The organism is Bacillus sp. FJAT-28004 (assembly GCF_001280845.1).
Taxonomy (GTDB): Bacteria; Bacillota; Bacilli; order Paenibacillales; family Paenibacillaceae; genus Pristimantibacillus.
Window position 1 is genome coordinate 4,379,012 of the sequence record NZ_LGHP01000001.1, and the last position, 21,747, is coordinate 4,400,758.

16 protein-coding genes are annotated in these 21,747 nt (G+C 50.1%); 11 read left to right on the forward strand and 5 right to left on the reverse strand.

Annotation, left to right across the window (positions count from 1 at the left end):
* Positions 1–67: 67 nt before the first annotated feature.
* On the forward strand, positions 68–739 hold the full coding sequence (locus AC787_RS19080) for an SOS response-associated peptidase (protein WP_054026234.1): 672 nt from the start codon (positions 68–70) through the stop codon (positions 737–739).
* A gap of 207 nt (positions 740–946) precedes the next feature.
* Here AC787_RS19080 and AC787_RS19085 read toward each other — a convergent pair whose 3' ends face one another.
* From AC787_RS19085 to AC787_RS19095, 3 genes are all read right to left on the reverse strand, one after another.
* Positions 947–1,939, reverse strand: coding sequence for an electron transfer flavoprotein subunit alpha/FixB family protein (locus AC787_RS19085; protein WP_054026235.1), 993 nt, complete (start codon positions 1,937–1,939; stop codon positions 947–949).
* 932 nt (positions 1,940–2,871) lie between these two features.
* Positions 2,872–3,030 carry a hypothetical protein gene (locus tag AC787_RS34135; RefSeq protein WP_161807552.1) on the reverse strand — a complete coding sequence of 53 codons (159 nt, stop codon included), beginning with the start codon at positions 3,028–3,030 and terminating at the stop codon, positions 2,872–2,874.
* A 278-nt stretch (positions 3,031–3,308) separates the two neighbouring features.
* Positions 3,309–4,157, reverse strand: a complete 849-nt coding sequence (locus AC787_RS19095) for an electron transfer flavoprotein subunit beta/FixA family protein (RefSeq protein ID WP_054027144.1) — start codon at positions 4,155–4,157, stop codon at positions 3,309–3,311.
* A gap of 236 nt (positions 4,158–4,393) precedes the next feature.
* Here AC787_RS19095 and AC787_RS19105 point away from each other — a divergent pair, with 236 nt between their 5' ends.
* The 10 genes from AC787_RS19105 to AC787_RS19150 all read left to right on the forward strand — a co-directional run bounded on the left by AC787_RS19105 (position 4,394) and on the right by AC787_RS19150 (position 17,923).
* The gene (locus tag AC787_RS19105) at positions 4,394–6,634 is read left to right on the forward strand and encodes a (Fe-S)-binding protein (RefSeq protein WP_054026238.1); all 2,241 of its coding nucleotides are present in this window, start codon (positions 4,394–4,396) and stop codon (positions 6,632–6,634) included.
* Positions 6,635–6,665: 31 nt separating this feature from the next.
* Positions 6,666–9,107, forward strand: a complete 2,442-nt coding sequence (locus tag AC787_RS19110; protein WP_054026239.1) for a 3-hydroxyacyl-CoA dehydrogenase/enoyl-CoA hydratase family protein — start codon at positions 6,666–6,668, stop codon at positions 9,105–9,107.
* Between the two features lie 32 nt (positions 9,108–9,139).
* Positions 9,140–10,360 (forward strand): acetyl-CoA C-acyltransferase, encoded by a 1,221-nt coding sequence (locus AC787_RS19115; RefSeq protein ID WP_054026240.1) that lies wholly within the window; start codon positions 9,140–9,142, stop codon positions 10,358–10,360.
* 79 nt (positions 10,361–10,439) lie between these two features.
* Positions 10,440–12,230 (forward strand): acyl-CoA dehydrogenase family protein, encoded by a 1,791-nt coding sequence (locus AC787_RS19120; protein WP_054026241.1) that lies wholly within the window; start codon positions 10,440–10,442, stop codon positions 12,228–12,230.
* Positions 12,231–12,245: 15 nt separating this feature from the next.
* Positions 12,246–14,030 (forward strand): long-chain-fatty-acid--CoA ligase, encoded by a 1,785-nt coding sequence (locus AC787_RS19125; protein ID WP_054026242.1) that lies wholly within the window; start codon positions 12,246–12,248, stop codon positions 14,028–14,030.
* A 5-nt stretch (positions 14,031–14,035) separates the two neighbouring features.
* Positions 14,036–14,464 carry a PaaI family thioesterase gene (locus tag AC787_RS19130; RefSeq protein ID WP_054026243.1) on the forward strand — a complete coding sequence of 143 codons (429 nt, stop codon included), beginning with the start codon at positions 14,036–14,038 and terminating at the stop codon, positions 14,462–14,464.
* 138 nt (positions 14,465–14,602) lie between these two features.
* Positions 14,603–14,824, forward strand: a complete 222-nt coding sequence (locus tag AC787_RS19135) for a hypothetical protein (protein ID WP_054026244.1) — start codon at positions 14,603–14,605, stop codon at positions 14,822–14,824.
* 181 nt (positions 14,825–15,005) lie between these two features.
* Positions 15,006–15,194: a hypothetical protein gene (locus AC787_RS19140; protein WP_054026245.1), complete on the forward strand. Its 189-nt coding sequence runs from the start codon at positions 15,006–15,008 to the stop codon at positions 15,192–15,194.
* Between the two features lie 671 nt (positions 15,195–15,865).
* Positions 15,866–16,618 (forward strand): type I methionyl aminopeptidase, encoded by a 753-nt coding sequence (gene map, locus AC787_RS19145; RefSeq protein ID WP_054026246.1) that lies wholly within the window; start codon positions 15,866–15,868, stop codon positions 16,616–16,618.
* Between the two features lie 441 nt (positions 16,619–17,059).
* Complete coding sequence (locus AC787_RS19150; protein WP_054026247.1) at positions 17,060–17,923, forward strand: pentapeptide repeat-containing protein; 864 nt, start codon at positions 17,060–17,062, stop codon at positions 17,921–17,923.
* 447 nt (positions 17,924–18,370) lie between these two features.
* Here the strand turns inward: AC787_RS19150 and AC787_RS19155 are convergent, their stop codons facing one another.
* Together AC787_RS19155 and AC787_RS19160 are read right to left on the reverse strand one after the other, a co-directional pair.
* Complete coding sequence (locus tag AC787_RS19155) at positions 18,371–19,117, reverse strand: class I SAM-dependent methyltransferase (protein ID WP_054026248.1); 747 nt, start codon at positions 19,115–19,117, stop codon at positions 18,371–18,373.
* Between the two features lie 187 nt (positions 19,118–19,304).
* The gene (locus AC787_RS19160; RefSeq protein ID WP_054026249.1) at positions 19,305–21,548 is read right to left on the reverse strand and encodes a helix-turn-helix domain-containing protein; all 2,244 of its coding nucleotides are present in this window, start codon (positions 21,546–21,548) and stop codon (positions 19,305–19,307) included.
* Between the last annotated feature and the right edge of the window lie 199 nt (positions 21,549–21,747).

Sequence of the window (21,747 nt, forward strand, 5' to 3'; positions counted from 1 at the left end):
GGAACGTTGCATAAATTTCGTGACTTTAACAAAAACTGGATTCAACAACGTGAAAAGGGTGGTCGCGATGATTGAACGGTTTTCGTTAACAGCGGATATTGGCGATATAGTGGAAATGTTTCAGGTAGGTAAAGTGGTTCGGGGGCATACGAACCGGTTTAATGCAGCTCCGACTCAGACGGTTTCGATTGTCATGAATGATCGATTCGATCAACGGACGATGGAGGAATCGAGGTGGGGGCTGTTTCCTTTTTGGGCGAAGGATGCGGTTAATGCGGATCATATGACGTTGTCCGAGAAGCCTTTTTTAGAGAGAATGCTGCGCAGACAAAGATGTGTTCTGCCATGCAGCGGTTTTTTTGGTCAAAAGCAATTCGGGAAAGAACGTGATCCGAGGGCGATGCATATCGTTGTTCCGAGCCAGCAGCTTTTTGGCATTGCGGGTATCTACGACTGCTGGAAAAACGTAAGCGGCAAAGAAGTGCGTGCCTTCACGATGATTACCGCAGCTTCGACGGGAGCGATGTCGGTGTGGCAGCCTCGGGTTCCGGTTATATTGGACGAAGATGGCATAGAAGACTGGCTCAATCCGCGTATTACAGAATTCAGCGGACTGCGGAAGCATCTTGAGGCAATGGACACTTATCTCATGCGCGCCTACCCAGTTACGAACGCGGTGCATGATGATTTGTACGAGTCGCCGGATTGCATCCGGGAGATCCGCCCGGACTTTGCATAGGTATGGAACATAGGTAAGAAACATAGGTAAGAAACATAGGTAAGAAACATAGGTATGAAAGAAATATGATCAACAAAAAGGCGTTCTATTCCTGATTCGGCTCTGTATGATGCCGAGAAAGGTAGGACGCCTGCTTTGTTTTGAGGGGAGAGATTTGGGTGAGTATGGTGAACAGCAGCGTTGTATGAAGCTCTATAGTGAAAATGATTAAGCGCGTGCGCGTTGGAGTTCTGTTGTTAATAGCGGAACGACCTCGAATAAATCGCCTACGATGCCGTAATCAGCTACGCTGAAAATGGGGGCATCGGGGTCTTTATTGATAGCTACAATGACACGAGATTGGCTCATACCCGCCAAATGTTGAATAGCGCCGCTGATTCCGCAGGCAATATAGAGCTGCGGCGTGACGACTTTACCCGTCTGGCCAATTTGCAGAGCATAATCACAGTAGCCGGCATCGCAAGCGCCACGCGAGGCTCCGACTGCGCCTCCGAGCGCAGTAGCCATCGCTTGCAGCGGCTCAAAGCCTGCTGAACTGCGAACACCTCGACCGCCGGAAACAACGACGTCGGCTTCGGCTAGATCTAGCTGGCCACCGGCACGGCGAACAAGGCTGTGCACGGTGGTATAGAGTCGCGGCACCGTGAACGGAAGCTCCGCTGCCGAGCCCTTTATTTCGGCGTCGTCAAGCGGTTCCGCCGCCGGCAGGTTGTTCGGGCGCACCGTAATCACCCACGTCGCGCCCGAAACAAAGCTGCGCCGCTCGAACGCCTTGCCGGCGTAGAGCGGGCGAATGAATAAGGCGTCATTGCCATCGTCAGATGTTTCGATGGCAATGACGTCGGCAATGTGGCCGGCGCCATAGGCTGCGGCCACTCGGGGCGCGAGCTCGCGCCCCAAAGCGGTGTGGCCGAGCAATAGCGCGTCCGGCTGCACCGCAGTCATGGCTGCGCTGAGGGCGGCGATGTACGCCTCGGGCGCAAAGGCGCGGAGGGCCGGATCGTCGGCGATATGCACGACGTCCGCTCCCCGCGCGATCAGTGCGGCGGCTTCATCCGCCGCACCGCCGAAGCAGGCAAGGACGGCGTGAACATGGCCGTCCTTGCCTGCAAGCCTGCGCGCTGCGCCGAGTGCCTCCAGCGCCACTCGGCGCAGCGCGCCGTTCCGGCTTTCTGCAAATACGAGAATGGTTTTGGACATAGGATGCAGCTCCTCTCCCACAAAATAAACTTAGCTCAATGATCAAGAAGAAAACTAACTATATTCTTCAGTAACTACTTCAGTAAATATGAGTAACTAGTAGGACACGATGACTGCGTTGCAGTCTGCAAAGCGACCTAATGATGCTTATTAAGTTTGTTTTCCTTGTTATACTGGCTGCTTTAGCTCTCATCGGAGCTCTCCGATCATCGAAAGAATTCGAATCATAGTAGCCCCGCCAACTTCACTTAATTAGCCCACAGTTGTTAGACTAACTCATTTACCTCATTAAATACTGCCACCAGCCGGCGCATTTTTTCTACATAGGAGTACCCCGCCAACTTCACTTAATTAACCCACAGTTGTTAGACAAACTCATTTACCCCATTAACTACTGCTACCAGTCGGCGCATTTTTTCTACGTTGCAGTTTGTGCAATAGAAACCTCACATGGGGGCGTCTAACGCAGGCTACGCTGTAGTTTTGCAATAGAATGGAGGGAGATTCATGGATNCTACGTTGCAGTTTGTGCAATAGAAACCTCACATGGGGGCGTCTAACGCAGGCTACGCTGTAGTTTTGCAATAGAATGGAGGGAGATTCATGGATAAAACCCTTCAAGCCGTAATTCTATTGCAGAAAGTGCAATAGAAGCCGGTCRACGCAGCTYAAMAGCTCATTCCATTGCACAAACTGCAAYGGAAGTTGGTTAGAGCTGCTCTACAAAGCGCGATATTGCACAAGTTGATATGCGGTATTGCCTTTTTAGCTACTTAAACTCCAGTCAGCGAGAGAGGTAGTTGCTGCACCAATGCAGTTACGAGCNCGATATTGCACAAGTTGATATGCGGTATTGCCTTTTTAGCTACTTAAACTCCAGTCAGCGAGAGAGGTAGTTGCTGCACCAATGCAGTTACGAGCCTCCCTGTCCCTCACCACCGCCATTCCCCAGCTCCGCATCCTCCGGTTACCCGTCCGTCGACCGCCGAGCCGCAGCTCCGCATCCTCCGGTTACCGTCCGTCCACCACCGTGCCCCAGCTCCGCTTCCTCCGGTTACCCGTCCGTCGACCGCCGAGCCGCAGTTCCGCATCCTCCGGCTACTGTCCGTCCACCGCCGAGCCGCAGCTCCGCATCCTCCGGTTGCCGTCCGCCGAGCCGCAGCTCCGCATCCTCCGGCTGCCGTCCGTCGACCGCCGAGCCGCAGCTCCGCTTCCTCCGGCTACCGTCCGACCACCGCCGAGCCGCAGTTCCGCATCCTCCGGCTGCCGTCCGTCGACCGCCGAGCCGCAGCTCCGCATCCTCCGGCTACGGTCCGTCGACCGCCGCACCCTAGCTCCGCATCCTCCGTCTACCGTCCGTCCACCGCCCCTAAAACAGCTTCGCTTCCTCCCGCAGCAGTGAAACAAGAGCTGCTGCTTGCTCGGCCGGCTCACCGGGGATGCGTTTTCCCGCTGCTCGTGGAGGCGGCGGGAGCAGCTGTGTGCGAGCGGTGCGAGGCGAAACGCTTTCAAGCGCAAGTACGCCGCTGGCGATTAGCTCAGCAACCATAATCGTGCGAAGAGGCTTGCGCTTTGCCTTCATAATGCCTGGCAGAGAAGGATAACGCGGCTCGTTTAGTCCCTGCTGAGCCGTAATGAGCGCAGGGAGCGGAATCGATACCGTTTCGGTATCTCCTTCAACATCGCGCTCGACTAATGCGTAACGCTCAGCGTTCCCCGCTGCTGTTGAGCTGAGCATTTCTTCATTCGCAGGCAATGAGCCAAGCTCCTCCGCTGACAAGATTGTAACCTTCACAGCTGAAGCGGCATGAGGCAAGCGAAGCAGCTCGGCAATTTGCAGAGCTACGCTTCCAGCGCCGCTGTCCACTGCAAATAAGCCGGCTAGCAGCAGATCGGGGGAGATTGGTCCAATAACGGCAGCAAGAGCAGCAGCAACGGCTGAGCTATCATCGGGCAAAGCTTCGTTATCGAGCCGGATGGCTTCATCTGCTCCGATAGCCAGAGCGGTTCGGAGCGCCTCTTGCGATCGCTCAGAGCCGCAGGTGATTGCGATGACCTCGCCGCCTAGCCGCTCACGCTGGCGAATCGCTTCCTCGAGTGCATACTCATCGTAAGGATTAATTACAAATTTGGCGTCTCTTTCATCAACGCCAGCGGGTGTTACAATGATTTTTTCCTCGGTATCGAACGTTTGCTTGAGAAGCACAACTATTTTCAGCATAGAAGCTCCCTCACTTGTACCGCTAATTTGTTGACACTGTCCATCAGTGCTAACATATGAAGTTTTGCAATTGAATAGACCGTCTGCAATTGCCCGCTGAGCGGCATGTTCAAGGCCGAAAGCTCATATACATGGAGCACCGCGGCTATTTTTGTAAGCGCTTCAATACTTGTCCGACTACTGCGCGCGTAGGTGCTCGGTTTTATGGCCGGCATATAAGGGAGGCGGGGCGTATGCCATCTTTTTTGACACTTGGGAATGTCGATCAATGGTTGATAGGGGGAAGATGGACGTTATTCGCGGCGGTTGTGCTGTTTGCTATCACCATGTTCGCAATGGTTGTGCAGAGGCGCATCCTGTATATGAGGCTTGGGGTGCCGACGGTTTTCACACGGTATCGACGTAAGTCCGGCAGCAAATCCAACTTTACCGCACAGGTATTAGGTCATCGGAAGCTGCTGAACGATGTGAGAAGCGGCGTGATGCATCTGGTTTATTTTTATGGCTTTATTGTACTTCAGTTTGGTGCGGCGGACTTGATTTGGAAAGGGTTGAACCGAGGTGTTCCGCTGCCCCTGCCCTATTATCACTGGTTCTCGTTGACGCAGGAAATGACCGTTACGCTCGTATTTGCTGCTGTGCTGTACGGTGCCTTTCGCCGTTATGGTGAGCGGCTTCCACGGCTTAAGCGGGGGTGGAAGCCTTCGCTCGTCATGTGGTTTATTGGCTCGTTGATGCTGACTATTTTATTCTCATTAGCTTTCGAGCGTTTGGCTGAGGCAAATGAGTCTAACGCATCTGTTGTTGAGTCGGACTTCGCTCCGGTTAGCGCGCCGCTCGCTAATATGCTGGAAAGTGCAGGCATAGAGCAGCACAGCGCGGCGGCTCATGCTGGTTTTGAACTATTTTGGTGGCTGCATCTTCTGGTTCTGCTTAGCTTCCTTGTGTACGTGCCGCAGTCGAAGCATTTTCATTTATTGACCGCACCTGTGAATCTGTGGTTCAGACGCAGCACGCCTCCCGGCCGACTTGTACCGCTTAACCTAGAGGACGAGGAAGCGGAGTCCTTCGGCGCAGGGAAGGTGGAGCATTTCTCGCAAAAACAGATGCTTGACTTGTACGCCTGCGTCGAATGCGGCCGCTGTACGAATGTCTGTCCTGCTTCTAGTACCGGCAAGCTGCTGTCGCCAATGCATCTTATTGTGAAGCTGAGGGATCATTTGACCGAGAAAGGCGCTGCCATAACGTCCAAGTCGCCATGGCTTCCAGCCAGCCTAATGCATTCGAAAACGCGCGAGCCTCATGCCCATGTGATGGGAGCAGTGCTCCCTGCTTGGGAAGCCGAATCTGAATGGGGCACAAATATAGCGCCAACAATGGCTGCGCAGGCTGGGGCTTGGAGTATAAAAGATGGTGCTAAACCAGAGGAGGTGGAGCTGATCGGCGAGGTTTTGACCGAAGAGGAGCTATGGGCATGCACGACCTGCCGCAATTGCGAGGAGCAATGTCCGGTCGGCAACGAGCATGTCGACAAAATCATCGATATGCGCCGTTATTTAATACTGATGGAGGGCAGGCTGCCGTCCGACGGGCAGCGCGCGCTGCAAAACATCGAACGCCAAAGCAACCCTTGGGGCTTGCCGCGTGCCGAACGGGCTGCTTGGATTAGCGATTGCGAGAGCCGAACCGGCATAAGGGTGCCCACTATGCAGGAGCTAAAGAAGCAGGGGAAGAATGCTGACGTTCTGCTCTGGGCTGGATCGATGGGTGCGTATGATATGCGAAGCCGCCGTGTTTTATACGATGTGGTAAGGCTGCTTAATCATGCAGGCATCAACTTCGCTACGCTGGGATTGGAGGAAAAAAGCTCTGGCGATACGGCAAGACGAATTGGCAATGAACTGCTCTTCCAGGAGCTGTGCCGCGAGAATATAGAAACACTTAGCAAATATAGCGTTACACAAATCGTGACCGCTTGCCCGCATACGTATAACACATTCAAAAATGAATATCCTGATTTCGGTCTCAGTCCAAGTATTATCGTGGAGCATCATACCGAATTGCTTGCTCGTCTGCTTGAAGAAGGTTCATTAAAGCCGGAGCATACGATTGAGGAGCGAGTAACGGTACACGATTCCTGCTACCTCGGCCGCTACAACGATACTTATGAAGCGCCCCGAAGCCTGCTTCGCTCCATTCCAGGCGTAAAGATTGAAGAGATGGAGCGCTCGGGCTCAAACGGCATGTGCTGCGGCGCGGGTGGCGGACTAATGTGGATGGAGGAGCATTCGGGAACTCGCATCAATCATGCGAGAACCGCTCAAGCGCTTGAAGTAAAGCCGTCGGTCATCAGCTCCGCTTGCCCCTATTGCCTAACGATGATGGAGGATGGTTTGAAAGCGCTGGGTGCAGATGAGAAAGTAATTGCGCGTGATGTGGCTGAGCTGCTTGCCGAAAGTATATTTGGGGAGTAAGCCGCCGTTTTTCGAAAAGGAGGAGGAGGTTATGACGATACAAGCATCGCAAAATAACATAAGCACGATTCGCAGAGCCGCTGTGATCGGTTCCGGCGTTATGGGGGCTGGCATTGCCGCCCATTTAGCCAATGCGGGTATGCGAGTCATACTGCTGGACATTGTTCCGCAGACGCTGACGGCAGAGGAGGAACGGCAGGGGTTCGCGCTCTCTGATTCCAAGGTGCGCAACCGTCTGGCAAATGCGGCTATTGCAAAAATGAGCAAATCACAGCCAGCGCAGCTCTACGACCCGTCCTGGTCATCACGCATTACGCCAGGCAATTTGACCGATCATCTAGCATCGCTAGGCGAGGCAGACTGGATTGTTGAGGCGGTTGTCGAGCGGCTCGATATTAAACGTGAGGTGCTTGCTGCAATCGAAGCCGCTCGCAAGCCGGGCAGCATCGTTTCCACGAATACATCAGGTTTATCGGCTGCGTCCATGGCAGAGGGAAGGAGCAAGGAGTTTCGGCAGCATTTTGCGGTAACCCATTTTTTCAATCCGCCGCGGTATATGAAGCTTGTTGAGATCGTGCCTACCGAAGACACGACACCCGAGGTTATTCGGCTGCTGACGGAGGTGTGCGAGAAGCGTCTTGGCAAGGGAGTTGTTCTTGCGAAGGATACGCCGAACTTCATTGCGAACCGAATTGGAACCTACGGCATGCTTGTAACGCTTGAGGATACACTTGCATTTGGGCTGACGGTAGAGGAAGCGGATGCTCTGACCGGGCCTGCGATGGGGAGACCGAAGACGGCGACGCTGCGAATGCTCGATTTGGTTGGCTTAGATACGCTGCTGCATGTCGTGGATAATGTGCGGGAGAGGAGCAGCGATCCAGCGGAGCAAAAAGTTTTCGCAAGGCCGCCGCTGCTTGAGCAGCTTGTAGCTTCTGGACGGCTCGGCGAAAAAGCTGGAGCGGGCTTTTACAGGAAGGTGAAGGGTAAAGGAGGCAGCGAGATTGAATCGCTTAAGCTGGATACGCTCGAATATGGGCCTAAGCGGTCCGTAAACTCGCCTGTCATTGATGCGTCCAAGGCAGCGAAGGGAGCGGCGGCAAAGGTGAAGGCGCTGCTTCGAACAGACCCGCAGGACCGCTATGCTAAATTTGCATGGTCGACAATTAAAAAAACGCTGCTCTATGCAGCCTCGCAGGTCGGTGTCATTGCGGATTCGATCTCGGATATCGACCGCGCGATGCGCTGGGGCTTTAACTGGGAGCTGGGACCCTTCGAGCTGTGGGATGCAATAGGACTCCGCAAGTCGGTGCAGCAAATACAGAAGGAGGGCGATGCTATCCCGGAGTGGGTTGCGGCTTGGCTGGAAGCTGGCCATGAAAGCTTCTACAAGGTGGAGGGTACGGAACGAGTCTACGCTGCGAGCGGGGCATACAAGAGGGAAGCGGAGGAAGCAGATACGGTTTCCTTAACGGCATTAAAGGCTGCAGGCAAAACCGTATTGTCCACCTCGGGCGCTAGTCTGATTGATATTGGCGATGATGTGGTGCTGCTCGAATTTCATTCACCTAACAATGCCATTGGGGGTGATATATTATCTGCCATTCGGCAGAGCACAGAGGAGGTTTCACAAAACTGGCGCGGTCTGGTGATTGCGAATGAAGGACGCAACTTTTGTGTGGGAGCAAACTTGATGCTTCTATTGATGGAGGCGCAAAGCGGTGAATGGGATGAGGTGGAGGACATTATTCGCTTCTTCCAGAGCAGTATGCTTGGGCTGAAGCGGCTTGACCGTCCTGTCGTAGCAGCTCCGCACCGGATGACGTTAGGCGGCGGAGTAGAGGCATGCCTGCCTGCCGATCGTATAATTTATTCGCCAGAGACATACTTTGGTTTAGTGGAAACGGGAGTTGGCCTTATTCCTGCGGGCGGGGGCTGCAAGGAAGCGGCTGCAATGGCAGCCGAACGGGCCTTTATTGCGAATGGCGGCAAGCAAGGCGGAGACTTGCAGCCGCATTTGAATGCGCTGTTCGAGACGATTGCGCTGGCCAAATCATCCACTAGCGGCTATGAGGTTAGCCGTTTGGGACTGATGCGGCCGCAGGACCTTGTCATTATGCGGCAGGAGGCACGTATTGCCGAAGCGAAGCGTGCGGTACTGGAGCTGGACCGAGCCGGCTACTCGCCGCCAGCGGAGGAGCGTATCCGCGTTGCCGGGCGAGAAGGCAGAGCGGTGCTGAAGGTAGCGGTGCAAGCGATGCAGCTTAGCGGTCATATTAGTGAGCATGACGCGCTTATCGCAGGCAAGCTTGGCTCCGTGCTGGCTGGCGGCGACATTCAGCCGGGTGCAGAAGTGAGTGAGCAGTACATGCTCGATTTGGAATGCGAAGCATTTCTCAGTTTATGCGGCGAACGTAAAACGCAGGAGCGTATGAGCCATATGCTTGCGACAGGCAAACCGCTGCGTAATTAGCCGAAAGTGATAAACCAAAGGGGGAGAGTGAAATGTCAGCTTCATCACCGTTTGAAGATCACGCTCGTGATGCCGTTATCGTTGCTGCGGTGAGGACGGCAGTCGGCAAAGCATCGAAGGGGAGCCTTGCGGAGACGAGGGCAGAGGATCTTGGGCGAACCGTCCTGCAAGGGGCGCTTGCGCGTCTGCCCGGCTTGTCGCCTGAACTCATAGAGGATGTCATCATCGGCTGCGCGATGCCCGAGGGCGAACAGGGTTTGAATATGGCGCGTACGATCTCGCTTTATGCGGGATTGCCGGTGACGACGCCGGCAGTAACGATTAACCGCTTCTGCGCATCGGGTCTGCAATCGATCGCATATGCAGCGGAGCGCATTAGGCTTGGCGATGCGGACGTTATTGCAGCCGGCGGTGTGGAGAGCATGAGCCATGTGCCGATGACAGGCTTCAGGCTGTCGCCGCATCCTGCAATTGTTGATACAAAGCCAGAGGTTTACATGGGCATGGGGCACACAGCAGAAGAGGTCGCCCGTCGTTATGGCGTGACGCGTGAAGAGCAGGATGCGTTTGCATCATCCAGCCACCGCAAGGCAGCAGCTGCGATCGAGGCGGGGCGCTTTCAGGAGGAGATCGTACCGATAACGACCAGCCGCTCTGGCGTGAACGATGCTGGCCGCCCATGGTCGAAAGTGATTACTTTCGATACGGATGAAGGCGTGCGGCCGGAGACAACGGTTCAAACCTTGGCTCCGCTCAAGCCATCTTTTGCAAGAGAAGGTACAGTTACAGCGGGCAATACGTCCCAAATGAGCGATGGTGCAGCTGCCGTAATCGTGATGAGCAGGGCGCGTGCCGAGGAGCTGGGTTATCGTCCGCTTGCGGTATTCCGCGGTTTTAGTGTAGCTGGCGTCGCTCCTGAGGTCATGGGCATCGGTCCCATCGAAGCAGTTCCTAAAGCGCTGAAGAAAGCTGGCATTACACTTGAGCAGGTTGATCTTTTTGAGCTTAATGAAGCCTTTGCAGCTCAGTGCGTGCCCATAATCAAGGAGCTTGGCATTAATCCTGAGATCGTCAATGTGAACGGCGGGGCTATCGCGCTCGGTCATCCGCTTGGTTGTACGGGAACGAAGCTGACGGTGTCGCTTATTCATGAGCTTGGACGCAGAGGAGGCGGAATTGGCGTTGTCACGATGTGTATAGGCGGAGGCATGGGAGCAGCAGGTGTGATTGAAGTATACAGTGCTGCCCAATAAGCGGTGGCAGGTGATCCGGTAAGTGAGGAAATTTTAGCATATTAATAAAAAAATCGGTTGGCTGAAAGGAGAACTGCGCATGACGGAGACGATACGTTTTGGCGGTCGGTTTGTCGTGGAAGACAGTGTGCCGGAATCGGTCGTGACGCCCGAGGATTTTACGGAAGAACAGCGTATGATGGCAGATGCGGCGCAGCAGTTCATGGATGCGGAAATTACGCCACGGGATGCGGAGCTGGAAGCATTAAATTACGATCTGACAGTGGAGCTGATGCGCAAAGCAGGTGAGCTTGGACTTCTGGGCGCAGATGTGCCGGAGGCTTATGGCGGGCTGGGGCTCGACAAGGTAAGCACGACGCTGCTCGCAGAAACGTTAGCAAGATCCTCTTCGTTCGCTTTATCAGTAGGCGCCCATACGGGAATCGGCACGCTGCCGATCGTTTTTTTCGGTACACCTGCGCAAAAAGAAAAATACCTCCCAGCGCTTGCGACAGGGGAGCGCATAGCCGCTTATTGCTTAACCGAACCAGCATCGGGCTCGGATGCTCTTGGAGCTAAGACAACAGCAAGACTATCGCCGAATGGGAAGCATTACGTATTGAATGGATCAAAGCTCTATATTACGAACGCCGGCTTCGCCGATTTGTTTATCGTTTATGCGAAGGTAGATGGCGAGTATTTTACAGCATTTATTGTGGAGAAGGGAATGCCGGGGTTCAGTATTGGACCGGAGGAGCATAAGATGGGCATCAAGGGTTCTTCAACACGCCCTTTATTTTTTGAAGATGTTGCGGTACCGGTTGAAAACGTGCTTGGGGAGGTCGGAAAAGGGCATCAAATCGCATTTAATATTTTGAACATAGGACGCTTTAAGCTTGGAGCAGCTTGCCTCGGTTCGTCGAAGGAGACTATTGAGCTTGCATCGGCCTATGCCAATACGCGGAAACAATTTGGGAAGGCGATTTCCTCCTATCCGTTAATAGGCGCCAAGCTGGCTGATATGAACATTCGTACTTATGTGCTCGAGAGCATGGTCTACCGAACTGCCGGCTGGATCGATTCGATGCTGCGGACAACGGAATTAGATGGCGGGGTGGCAGCCGATGGTATGACGGTAGCTAAGGCAATCGGAGAGTATGCAATTGAATGCTCAATAATTAAGGTTTTTGCATCTGAGGCACTTGATTTTGTTGCAGATGAAGGGGTGCAAATTCACGGCGGCTACGGCTATATTCGCGAGTATAAGGTGGAGAGAATTTATCGGGATTCGCGAATTAATCGGATTTTTGAAGGGACGAATGAAATTAATCGGATGCTCATTCCCGGTACGCTGATGAAAAAAGCGTTAAAGGGCGAGCTGCCGCTGCTGCGCAAGGCTCGGTCATTGCAAGCGGAGCTGGTGCAGCCAATGCCGATACCTCCCCTTGAAAAGCCGCTTAGCAAGGAAGCGTTCCGCGTAGGTCAAGCGAAAAAAATCTTCCTCGCCATTGGCGGGCTTGCTGTTCAGAAGCTGGGACTGCGGCTAGAGCAGGAACAAGAGGTGTTATGTTCTCTTGCCGATCTTATGATCAACATATTTGCCATGGAAAGCGCGCTGCTGCGCTCACAAAAAATATGGAAGGCTAACCGAGGAGCCGCTTCGGATAAGACGGAAAATGTTATAGCAATGACAACGGTCTTCGTGCAGGAGGCAATGGAGCGGGTCGAGTCGCTAGCGAAGCTTGCACTCGCTGCACTGGAGACGGGAGATGGGCTGCAGATGCAGCTTTCCATCCTGAAAAAGCTGATGCGTGCGCCGATCTCGGATACGGTTGCTTTGAAGCGAACGATTGCCGCTCGTGTTATTAAAAGTGAGCATTATGTCGTGTGAAGGGGGAGAGCATGAATGGATTCGCTCAGACCGGAAGATCCGTCTTTGCCAGAGCAACCGTCCATCGAGACTGAAGAGCAAGCGCGCCCATGGCTTCGACATTACCCGAAAGAGGTTTCTTCAACACTAAACTATCCGGATCAGAGCATAGTCCAGTTTTTAATTAATGCGGCTAATCATCATCCGAGCCATCCAGCCGTGCATTTCCTCGGAAAAATATTAACGTACCGCGAGCTGTATGATAATGCGGTTAATCTCGCTTATGGTCTCCTTTCCCTTGGCATAGCCAAAGGAGACCGGGTGGCGATCATGCTGCCGAATTGCCCGCAGGCAGTCGCTGCTTTTTATGGCGTGCTGCTCGCGGGGGGCGTTGTCGTTCAGACGAATCCGCTTTATGTGGAACGTGAGCTGGAGCATCAGCTTGCAGATAGTGGAGCAGTGGCTGTCATTACGGTCGATCTTCTATATGCGCGTTTGTCTCGGGTTCGAGGCAAACTGCCGGAGTCAGGCCCGCTGCCGCAGTTGAAGCATGCCATTATAACATCCATTAAGGATGGGCTGCCGTTTCCGAAAAACCTGCTTTACCCTCTTAAGCAGCGAAAAGAAGGTTTTCGTGCAGACATTCCATATGGCAGCTTTGGCGTCGTTTCTTATAAGAAGCTGCTTGCAACGAAGCATGCGGCTGTAAGTTTGCCCGATTCGGCAAAAGGGTCTGATCTTGCTGCGCTGCAATATACAGGCGGCACAACTGGAACGCCTAAAGGCGTGATGCTGACACATCGCAATCTCGTTGCAAACACGATACAAATATCTACTTGGTGCTATAGAGCGGAGGATGCCAAGGAGCGTTTTCTAGCGGCACTGCCTCTGTTTCATGTATTTGGATTAACGGTATTAATGAATATGTCGGTACTGCGGGCGGGAACGCTCATTTTACTTCCGCGCTTCGAAGTGGAGACGGTGCTGCAAACGATTAATCAGCAGAAACCTACGATTTTTCCAGGCGCGCCAACGATGTATGTTGCACTCATCCATCATAAGTCAGCTGCGAAAACCGATTTTTCCTCCATTAATGTGTGCGTAAGCGGTTCGGCGGCCTTGCCTCTTGAGGTGCAGGAGAAGTTCGAGGCTTTAACCGGCGGAAGGCTCGTTGAAGGTTATGGCTTATCGGAGACTTCCCCCGTCACACATGCCAATCCGGTATGGGAGAAGCGTAAAATCGGCACAATCGGCATTCCGTTTCCAGATACGGATGCTGCGGTTATCGACCCTGAAAGCGGTGAGAAGCTGCCAATAGGCGAGCTTGGGGAGTTAATTGTGCGCGGTCCGCAGGTCATGCGAGGATATTGGAATAAGCCCGCTGAAACGGATCAGGTATTGCGGGACGGATGGTTGCACACAGGGGACCTTGCTACGATGGACGAAGATGGTTTTTTTACAATAATGGATCGGATTAAGGATGTTATTATCGCAGGCGGTTTTAATATTTATCCGCGTGAGGTGGAGGAGGTATTGTTCGAGCATCCGGCCGTAAGGGAAGCGGCAGTTATCGGTGTGAAGGATGAATACAGAGGCGAAACGGTAAAAGCATTTATTGTGTTTAAGGAGGGCTGGCAAGTATCAAGCAGTCAACTGGATCGATGGTGCAGAGAACGACTAGCTTCCTATAAGGTGCCACACCACTATTCCTTTAGGGAAACGCTTCCAAAAACAATGGTCGGCAAAGTGCTTCGCCGGAAACTGCAGGAGGAGGAGGCCGAGGCTGAGAAGGCGCGGAAGGCGGAGAAGAAGGGAGAGTGAGCGGTATGGATGAGGAATGGTTTGTTCAACAGGCGGATCAGGCCGGTCACCTGACTAGGCTCGCAGAGCGTGCGCAAGCGACCTTTTGGGGATTGCTTGGCTGTGAAATTGTGCAGGCTAACGCAAGTAAAGCAGTCATTTGCCTAGACGCCTCTGAACGGCATCTTAATCTGCTTAACATCGTTCACGGCGGAGTGCTGATGTCACTTATGGATAATGCGATGGGGCTGGTGGTTATGCTGGCAGCACCAGAAAAGAGCGCTGTAACGGCAAATTTGAACACACAATTTCTCGCTAGCGCCAAAGGTGGCGTGCTGCTTTGCGAGGCAGAGCTGGTTCATCGAACGGAACGTACGCTGACACTGCAAGCGCAGGTTAAGGATGAAGGCGGCAAGCTTCTTGTTTGTGGGATCGGCGCGTATCGAATCATTTAGTTCACACTTTCGCAAGTTGCTTGCGTGCTTCTTGTACGTTATACTAATACCTAATTATGGAAAAATAATAGAAGTGGAACAGGATTAATAATTAAGCGTATTATACCGATAAAAGTAATATGGGAAGGAGGCGAGGACATGGTTCAGGGCTGGGTAACGACATTGGTTTTAGCGTTTGGAATCGGAGTCGCCATTATTGGCGTGATCGCATATTTGAGAATGTTTCGTAAAGATCGGCTTTCATCTACGTCTAACCAGTCAGCCGATGTCTCGCCTCCAAACGTAATAAGTATAACAACTGCAAGGGATTCCGAGCATAATCAGCCACCAAAATCCGAAAAAGCTGCGCCAAGAGATTAATAATTGTTAACTTTCATATTCAGAATCAAAATGTTATAATAGTAAGAAAAATGTGAACATTGTGACTCATTGGCCATGGAGTTGCCTGCACCGAATGGGGGTTCTTGCGGTGTAATCGCCGCATGCGGTCTCGTATAATGCTGTTTAGGACGACCATCCAACGTAAAGGGGAGGAGATTTCATGGCGAAGCATAGCCAGAATGAAGTCAAGGAAAGCCTGAAAGAACTCACGAGAATTTTTCAACCCAAGGACCCGCGTAAATTTGTTAAAGAGTATATTCGTAAGTACCGGATTACCGGGGGCTACGAAGATGAATTAACGACATTGGTGGAAAATGAATTAGGCAGAATCAACTCCTCGGTCAGCTAAACTCATCATGAAGGATACGGCTTTGTAAACTGTCTTTTGGCAGGATGCAAAGCCTTTTTGTTTTTTTACAGGATAGTAAGGAATATCGTTGCGAGCTGCATTGTAGAAAATACAATAGAAACCTAACATGACCTCCGCGAAAAGAAGCTACGTTGCAGAAATGCATTAGAAATAGCTCTAAAAGTGCCATATCAGCTGGATCGGGGTGAATCTGCTGTAGTAAGTACAGTGTAGCCAGAGTAGGTGAGGCTTGAGCAGAGTTCTGTTGTAAAAAGTGCAACAGAATCGTGCACGACGTGGAAGATGTTGTTACGACTTAACTTGAAAGAGGATGCAATAGGCGAAGGCGCGTACTCATTCATCATATTTTTAGTCCAGAACCATCCTATATTTTCCATAAAGAGGTAGCTGTATTATCAGTAAAATGTAAACGTCAAAGTTCTCCGTATCGCATGCAGATTAAATGAATATTTACACCCGATAAATCATAATTTTGCCATAAATGATGGGCATGTGTCTTCCTTTTCTCGAATAAGTTATACATAGACAAATCTACTCGTTATCATAGGCGGGAAAAGCTTCCGAGCTGGATTTTAATTGCATAAAACCTAGGTCTATGCTTTCGAAGTGGATTTTACTTATGTAAAAACCTAAAGGAGGTTCGTACACACATGGCAGTGGATTTGAAGACAAAGGAACATATTCTGGGCATTCACAAAGCTGGCCGTATTGTCGCTGCCTGTCACAAAGAGCTCTCAAAACGGATAGCGCCGGGCGTTACTACGCAAGAAATTGACCGATTTGTTGAACGGTTCATGCTGGATCGAGGGGCGACTCCGGCACAGAAAGGCTATAAGGGATATCCATTCGCTACGTGTGCCTCCGTTAATGAGGTTGTCTGCCACGGTTTTCCAGACTCAGAACCGCTAGAAGCTGGTGATATTGTTACGATTGATATGGTGGCTGATTTGGACGGATGGAAAGCAGATTCCGCATGGACCTATGCGATCGGCAAGACGAATAAAGCTATGGAAAAGCTGCTCCTTGCAGCAGAGCAATCGTTGAACGATGGAATAAAGCAAGCTGTGCTAGGCAATCGGCTAGGAGACATCGGTTACGCGGTGCAAAGGAGAGCGGAGAGAGCTGGTTTTGAGGTGGTAACGGCTTTCGTTGGTCATGGCATTGGCAGAAGCATGCATGAATTTCCTGAGGTTATGCATCATGGCATGCCCGGTCAGGGGATCGCGCTTGAAGAAGGTATGGTTATAACGATAGAACCTATCCTAATAGCAGGTAGAGCTGATGTGTTTATTGCGCAGGATGGGTGGACAGCGCGCACTAGAGATGGAGCATGGGCGGCGCAATTTGAACATACCGTGGCCATAACGAAGGAAGGTCCGATCGTTTTGACCCGCTGGGAATAACTATAAAAAAACATAGTCAAAAGCCGAGCCTGTACAGGATTTAACCGCTGCTCGGCTTTTTTTAGTTCCCTATTTCTGTGTGGAAAGCTTCAACCGAAAATTTATCTTCCCAATTCTGTAGCTCAAAACAATGAATTGGGCTCTATGCAAACCCCTCCGATCCTCAGCATATTTAATGTAATCCAGTAATAGCCGCTATTATCTCCGAAAATCGCCAGTCGACGCTCCCTATAGCAAATTCCCTACTATTAGCTTTCGCTAACTCAAACGCTTCATCTAGAATATAATGCAATCCATTGCACCCCTTTAGCACATGCAGCAATACCGGTATTGACGGAAGGAATTTACAGTAATAGGATATAAGAACTGGAGTAAAACAATCTGTTTATATAAGATAAATATCCAATTAACAGCACATAATCTTGCTTAGGAGGTCGCACCTTGTCTGCGATACACGAAAATCCACAATCCATTCCTGACTGGAATAACGGCAGGTTGCATGCTGACTGTGAGAATTGTTTTGGTTTATGCTGTGTTTCATTGCCCTTCGCAGCTTCTATAGACTTTGCAATCGATAAAGACGCCGGTCATCCCTGCAGCAATCTACAATCCAACTTCCGCTGCGGCATACATAATAGTCTTAGGGAGCAGGGGTTTAAAGGTTGTACAGTTTACGATTGCTTTGGAGCTGGACAACAGGTTTCACAGGTCACCTACGGCGGTCATGATTGGCGGCAAGTCCCAGATTCTGCGGAGCAAATGTTCGAAGTGTTCCGGGTCATGCGGCAAATCCATGAGCTGCTTTGGTATTTGAGAGAGACGCTTGTATTGGAAACGACACGTCCAATTCACGATGAGCTTAGATTGGCGCTCGAAGAGACGGAGCGGCTCACTCGCCTAAGTCCCGATTCTCTCATGGAACTGAACGTGTCAGCACATCGAGCTGAGGTCAATGAACTTCTTCTTAAAGTCAGTGAGCTTGTGCGCGGGGAGGCCCATCGCGAGCAGAGAAGCACTCGAGGACGTAAGAAAACCTACGGCCGAGGAGCCGACCTCATTGGAGCCAAGCTTAGAGGCGCTGACCTTAGAGGAGCAAATTTGAGAGGGTCTTATCTTATTGCCGCAGACCTCAGAGATGCCGATCTTAGAGCAGCGGATCTCATCGGAGCTGATTTCCGAGATGCTGACCTCAAAGGTGCCAACCTCACAGAGAGTCTCTTTCTCACACAATTCCAGCTTAATGCTGCAAAAGGGAATGCCGCTACGAAGCTCCCGCCTTCGCTTGCTCGTCCAGCGCACTGGTGAGCATGCAGTATAGATGGATGCTCAGGTGTACTCATGCACGGTTGCGCTAGACAGAGAAAGGCTGCCGTTTGGCAGCCTCCTAACGGACACAGAGGCCGTTATTTCTGATTATTATGGTCAATTTGCTTACTAACGGACATAGAAGCCGTTATTTGCCCAAAATAGTGATCAAACGCTTGGAAATTACGAAATAAGGTATGCTATGTCCGTTAGGATCGAGAAACAGGAAGATATACCGTAGATAAGGTCTCTGATGTCCGTTAATCGAATGCAGAATTCAAAAAACATCTTCTAATACCGCTGGGATGATACTCAAGCACGGGGTTTGGTTTGAACTATTATAATTGAAACCTTTATTGCTGAAACCTAAACGCGTCAATCACTGATTACAGTGTTGCACCATAACAATCGACGAATAAGTCACGTAACCGTTTCGCAATTTCTAAGTCAGTTAGAAGTGCTAGCTTTTTGTGCAGAAATAATCATGAACATAGGTCTCCGATTCTCGTCCTGCATCAGAGGATTATTCTCCAGCATTTCATCGGAAGGCATCGGTTCCTTAATGGTTTTTAACTCAAACCCAGCCCCAATCAAGTCATTGATGTAAGTTGAAACGGTACGATGATATTTAATAACGTTATCGGTTAGGAATGATGTTTTTCGTAAGCCCTCTGACTGATATTGATCTACTGGCCAGTGCAGACGGTTTCCTTGATCATCGTAATGCCAATCTTGTTCATTTCGGGAAGTAAATATAGGATGCTCCACTGAAAAAATGAAAGCTCCTCCCGGTTTTAGACAATCATATACCTTTTTGCAAAGGGTTTCGAACGATTCGATATAGTGAAAAGCCAATGAGCTGATAACAATATCGAATTGAGAATCTGAGAATGCGATATCCTCAATCGGCATTTGTATATAAGTAATAGCAGTGTCATCGGTTTGTTCTCGAGCTTTTTGAAGCATGTTCTCAGAAATATCAACACCTACCACTGAGCTTGCTTCCTGTTCACGAGCATAGAGGCAATGCCAGCCGAAGCCGCAGCCTAAATCAAGCACGCTTTTATCATGTAAGTCTGGCAATAAGGATTTGAATACATGCCACTCACCCGCAGCTTCAAGTCCATGGGTGGAACGCGGCATTTCCTTGTATTGTGAAAAGAAATTAGAATCATCATATTTATTTTGTTTCATCCGCTTACAACTCCTCTACTCCAAAATAAGCTTTCTCCACCATGCTAACGGAACTTTTTTCATTTATCAACAAACCTTGGTGGTGCCTCTGGAATTGGTTTAGCACTAGCTGAACGATTTATTCAACTTGATAATCAGGTCATTATCGTCGCCCGTCTCAAACAAGCGGCTGGCGATAGCCGCTTTGTTAACCCAGTTTCGTTTTACGATAATCGGAAGGTGTTACACCAAAGCTCTTTTTGAACATGCGGTGGAAATAGGAGCTGCTTGTATAGCCGCTCTTCACAGCGATATCTACGATCGACAAATCGGTATTCTCCAGATGCTCCTTCGCTCGTTCCATACGTACATTATTAATGACATCAACAATTGTAGCTAACGTCTGTTGTTTGTATACTCGGCTCAAGTAGATGGAGGACATGTCTAATTCATCGGCAATCCAGTTCAGGCTTAGATTCGGATTTGCATATTCCTTTTGGATAAGATCATTTATCTTGCGAATGAGATCACCCTGTTTGGTAGAGCGTTTCATGGAAAGCTTCGTTTGAATATCATCGAATAGCGAGAAAAAGACTTCATTAAGCTCATTAATCGTTTCAAAATGATCCGGCGTTGGAATATGAATGCTAAGACTTGCCTCAACGTCCAAACTATTGTTTTTCTGAATCGTGAACAAGATATTGTTCACGGTCATCGTCAGATGCGAGATGGCGAGCTGAACGACATGGATCGGATACTGCGCCGTCTCCTGTACGATTTCCGCAAACATTTTTTTTGCTTCCTCCGTCTTCGAGGTCATTAATGCATCGGTCAATTTCCGCTCTTTGTCAGCGGGGAAGATATACTCCTTCGATTTTAAGGAAATGATATCCTGTCCATTAATCAACGAGCCAAGACCATGGAACAAGCGGTGCTGTGATGCTTCTTTCACCAGCTTGTAATGGGTAGAGAGCTGCTGTGCCTGAAGGGCCTCTGGGCTATAGGTGATCGAGAGACCAATCTTCAAAAAATCCAACGAGGATCGCTGAATTTTGGCAAGCATATGACGTAGCAGCTCGTCATCAGGCTCACCGGAATCGTCGGGACGGCCAAGAAGCATGATGACATAATCGGCACCCATGTCAACAGTTTCCACACGATAATCGTTTTGGGCGATCTCGGAAGCTATATTCATAATGGCAAACTTATAGACATGCAGATCATCTCCGCGCGTTTGCTTCAAAGCGGCAAGCTCATCAATTTTTAATAGGACAACTCGATAACACGACTGAAAGTCGAAATTAATTCCAGTTAGCATAAGCTTCTGAAGCTGCGCGTTCGTTTGCAATGATTGTGAGCCTTGGATAAGGCTGCGCAGCATATTTTGCCTAATGGTATAGGAACTGTTGCGCTTTTCTGTTTCAAGAATGTTCATCTTGTTCATAATTTGATGAATAGGGCGATACAGCATGCGAGAGAGCAGCCATGAGATAAATAAGCCGATCACCAAAATGATGACAGCAATCAAGATGGTCGTATTGCGGATGGAATAAATAGCTTTGGTTACATGCTTGTATGGTGTCACGCGTACGTATTGCCAGTCCAAGGAATCTGGAGAAGTATACGAGATAAGAGACTTCTTTCCGTCGAAGTCGGCGACAACGTAACCAGACTCCTTGTTTTTAATCTTTTCGTTAATGATGGTGCTATCCTCGTTGTTTAGCTTCTTGGGTAAGAGTGAATCTCCGGATAGGAGAAGATTCTGATTGTCTAGAATATATGATTTCCCTTCGCTGTCGCTCTTATTGACGCCAATATCTTTGTTGATCCAAGCAGAAGAAATATTAATAATAACAGCAGAATTAATCGTTTGCGTTTGACCGATAGCATCATAACCTAAATAGGTATAAGCCTTCGTTAGATGCTCACCGCTCAGATTCACGGTTGTATAGGTTCTCGGAATAGGAGTGAACGGACGATACTCCTGATAGTTGTCGAGAATGTCCAAAATCCCCCTATCTGCAAGCTCCTCTTTACTGAACGTGCCCCCTTCACCTTGACGGCTGGCTGTGTAGAACAGACCATTGGCCGAATTGTACACATAAATGGATTCAATGAACGGCATGGAGTTCAAATAGTTGTTCAATTCGTTCATAGCTGCCGTCACATCATAAATGTTAGGGTCGTTGTAGAACATAAGCTTAGAGACGCTGAAGGTTCGATAGATTTGGAAGGAGAGAGACTGAGCGCTCTCGGTCATGCTGATGACTTCTTTGCTGGTTTGAGTTAGATTGCTGACGTCAGACTGGTAGGCTTTCTTCAAATCGATCTGCATGTAAGTGAAGAAATTAAACAAGGAGGATACCAATAAAGTAAGCACGATGCACAAGGTGATCGTGAACAGCAGCTTACTGTATAGTTTTCCGTTATTTTTCAATTGAACAGCTGGCATGATGGCTCCCCCTTTATATATGTAAAACAATTTAGAATGAACATAATTTACCGAATAAGCGTAAGCGTTTCCCTTTATTGCTAAGGATTAATCCTATGCTTTTAATTAATTAGTAAGAATATTTCACTTTTCAGTTGGCTGATACAAGGAACATTATAATCTTCACTCGCATCTGGGTGCAATGAACCAAATAAATGAA

Excerpts from the sequence above, each read along its gene's own strand:
- AC787_RS19105 (WP_054026238.1), top strand. The coding sequence starts at position 4,394 with ATGCCATCTTTTTTGACACTTGGGAATGTCGATCAATGGTTGATAGGG.
- AC787_RS19080 (WP_054026234.1), top strand. The coding sequence starts at position 68 with ATGATTGAACGGTTTTCGTTAACAGCGGATATTGGCGATATAGTGGAA.
- AC787_RS19160 (WP_054026249.1), bottom strand. The coding sequence starts at position 21,548 with ATGCCAGCTGTTCAATTGAAAAATAACGGAAAACTATACAGTAAGCTG.
- AC787_RS19120 (WP_054026241.1), top strand. The coding sequence starts at position 10,440 with ATGACGGAGACGATACGTTTTGGCGGTCGGTTTGTCGTGGAAGACAGT.
- AC787_RS19135 (WP_054026244.1), top strand. The coding sequence starts at position 14,603 with ATGGTTCAGGGCTGGGTAACGACATTGGTTTTAGCGTTTGGAATCGGA.
- AC787_RS19085 (WP_054026235.1), bottom strand. The coding sequence starts at position 1,939 with ATGTCCAAAACCATTCTCGTATTTGCAGAAAGCCGGAACGGCGCGCTG.
- AC787_RS19130 (WP_054026243.1), top strand. The coding sequence starts at position 14,036 with ATGGATGAGGAATGGTTTGTTCAACAGGCGGATCAGGCCGGTCACCTG.
- AC787_RS19155 (WP_054026248.1), bottom strand. The coding sequence starts at position 19,117 with ATGAAACAAAATAAATATGATGATTCTAATTTCTTTTCACAATACAAG.
- AC787_RS19125 (WP_054026242.1), top strand. The coding sequence starts at position 12,246 with ATGGATTCGCTCAGACCGGAAGATCCGTCTTTGCCAGAGCAACCGTCC.
- AC787_RS19110 (WP_054026239.1), top strand. The coding sequence starts at position 6,666 with ATGACGATACAAGCATCGCAAAATAACATAAGCACGATTCGCAGAGCC.
- AC787_RS19115 (WP_054026240.1), top strand. The coding sequence starts at position 9,140 with ATGTCAGCTTCATCACCGTTTGAAGATCACGCTCGTGATGCCGTTATC.
- AC787_RS34135 (WP_161807552.1), bottom strand. The coding sequence starts at position 3,030 with ATGCGGAACTGCGGCTCGGCGGTCGACGGACGGGTAACCGGAGGAAGC.
- map (WP_054026246.1), top strand. The coding sequence starts at position 15,866 with ATGGCAGTGGATTTGAAGACAAAGGAACATATTCTGGGCATTCACAAA.
- AC787_RS19140 (WP_054026245.1), top strand. The coding sequence starts at position 15,006 with ATGGCGAAGCATAGCCAGAATGAAGTCAAGGAAAGCCTGAAAGAACTC.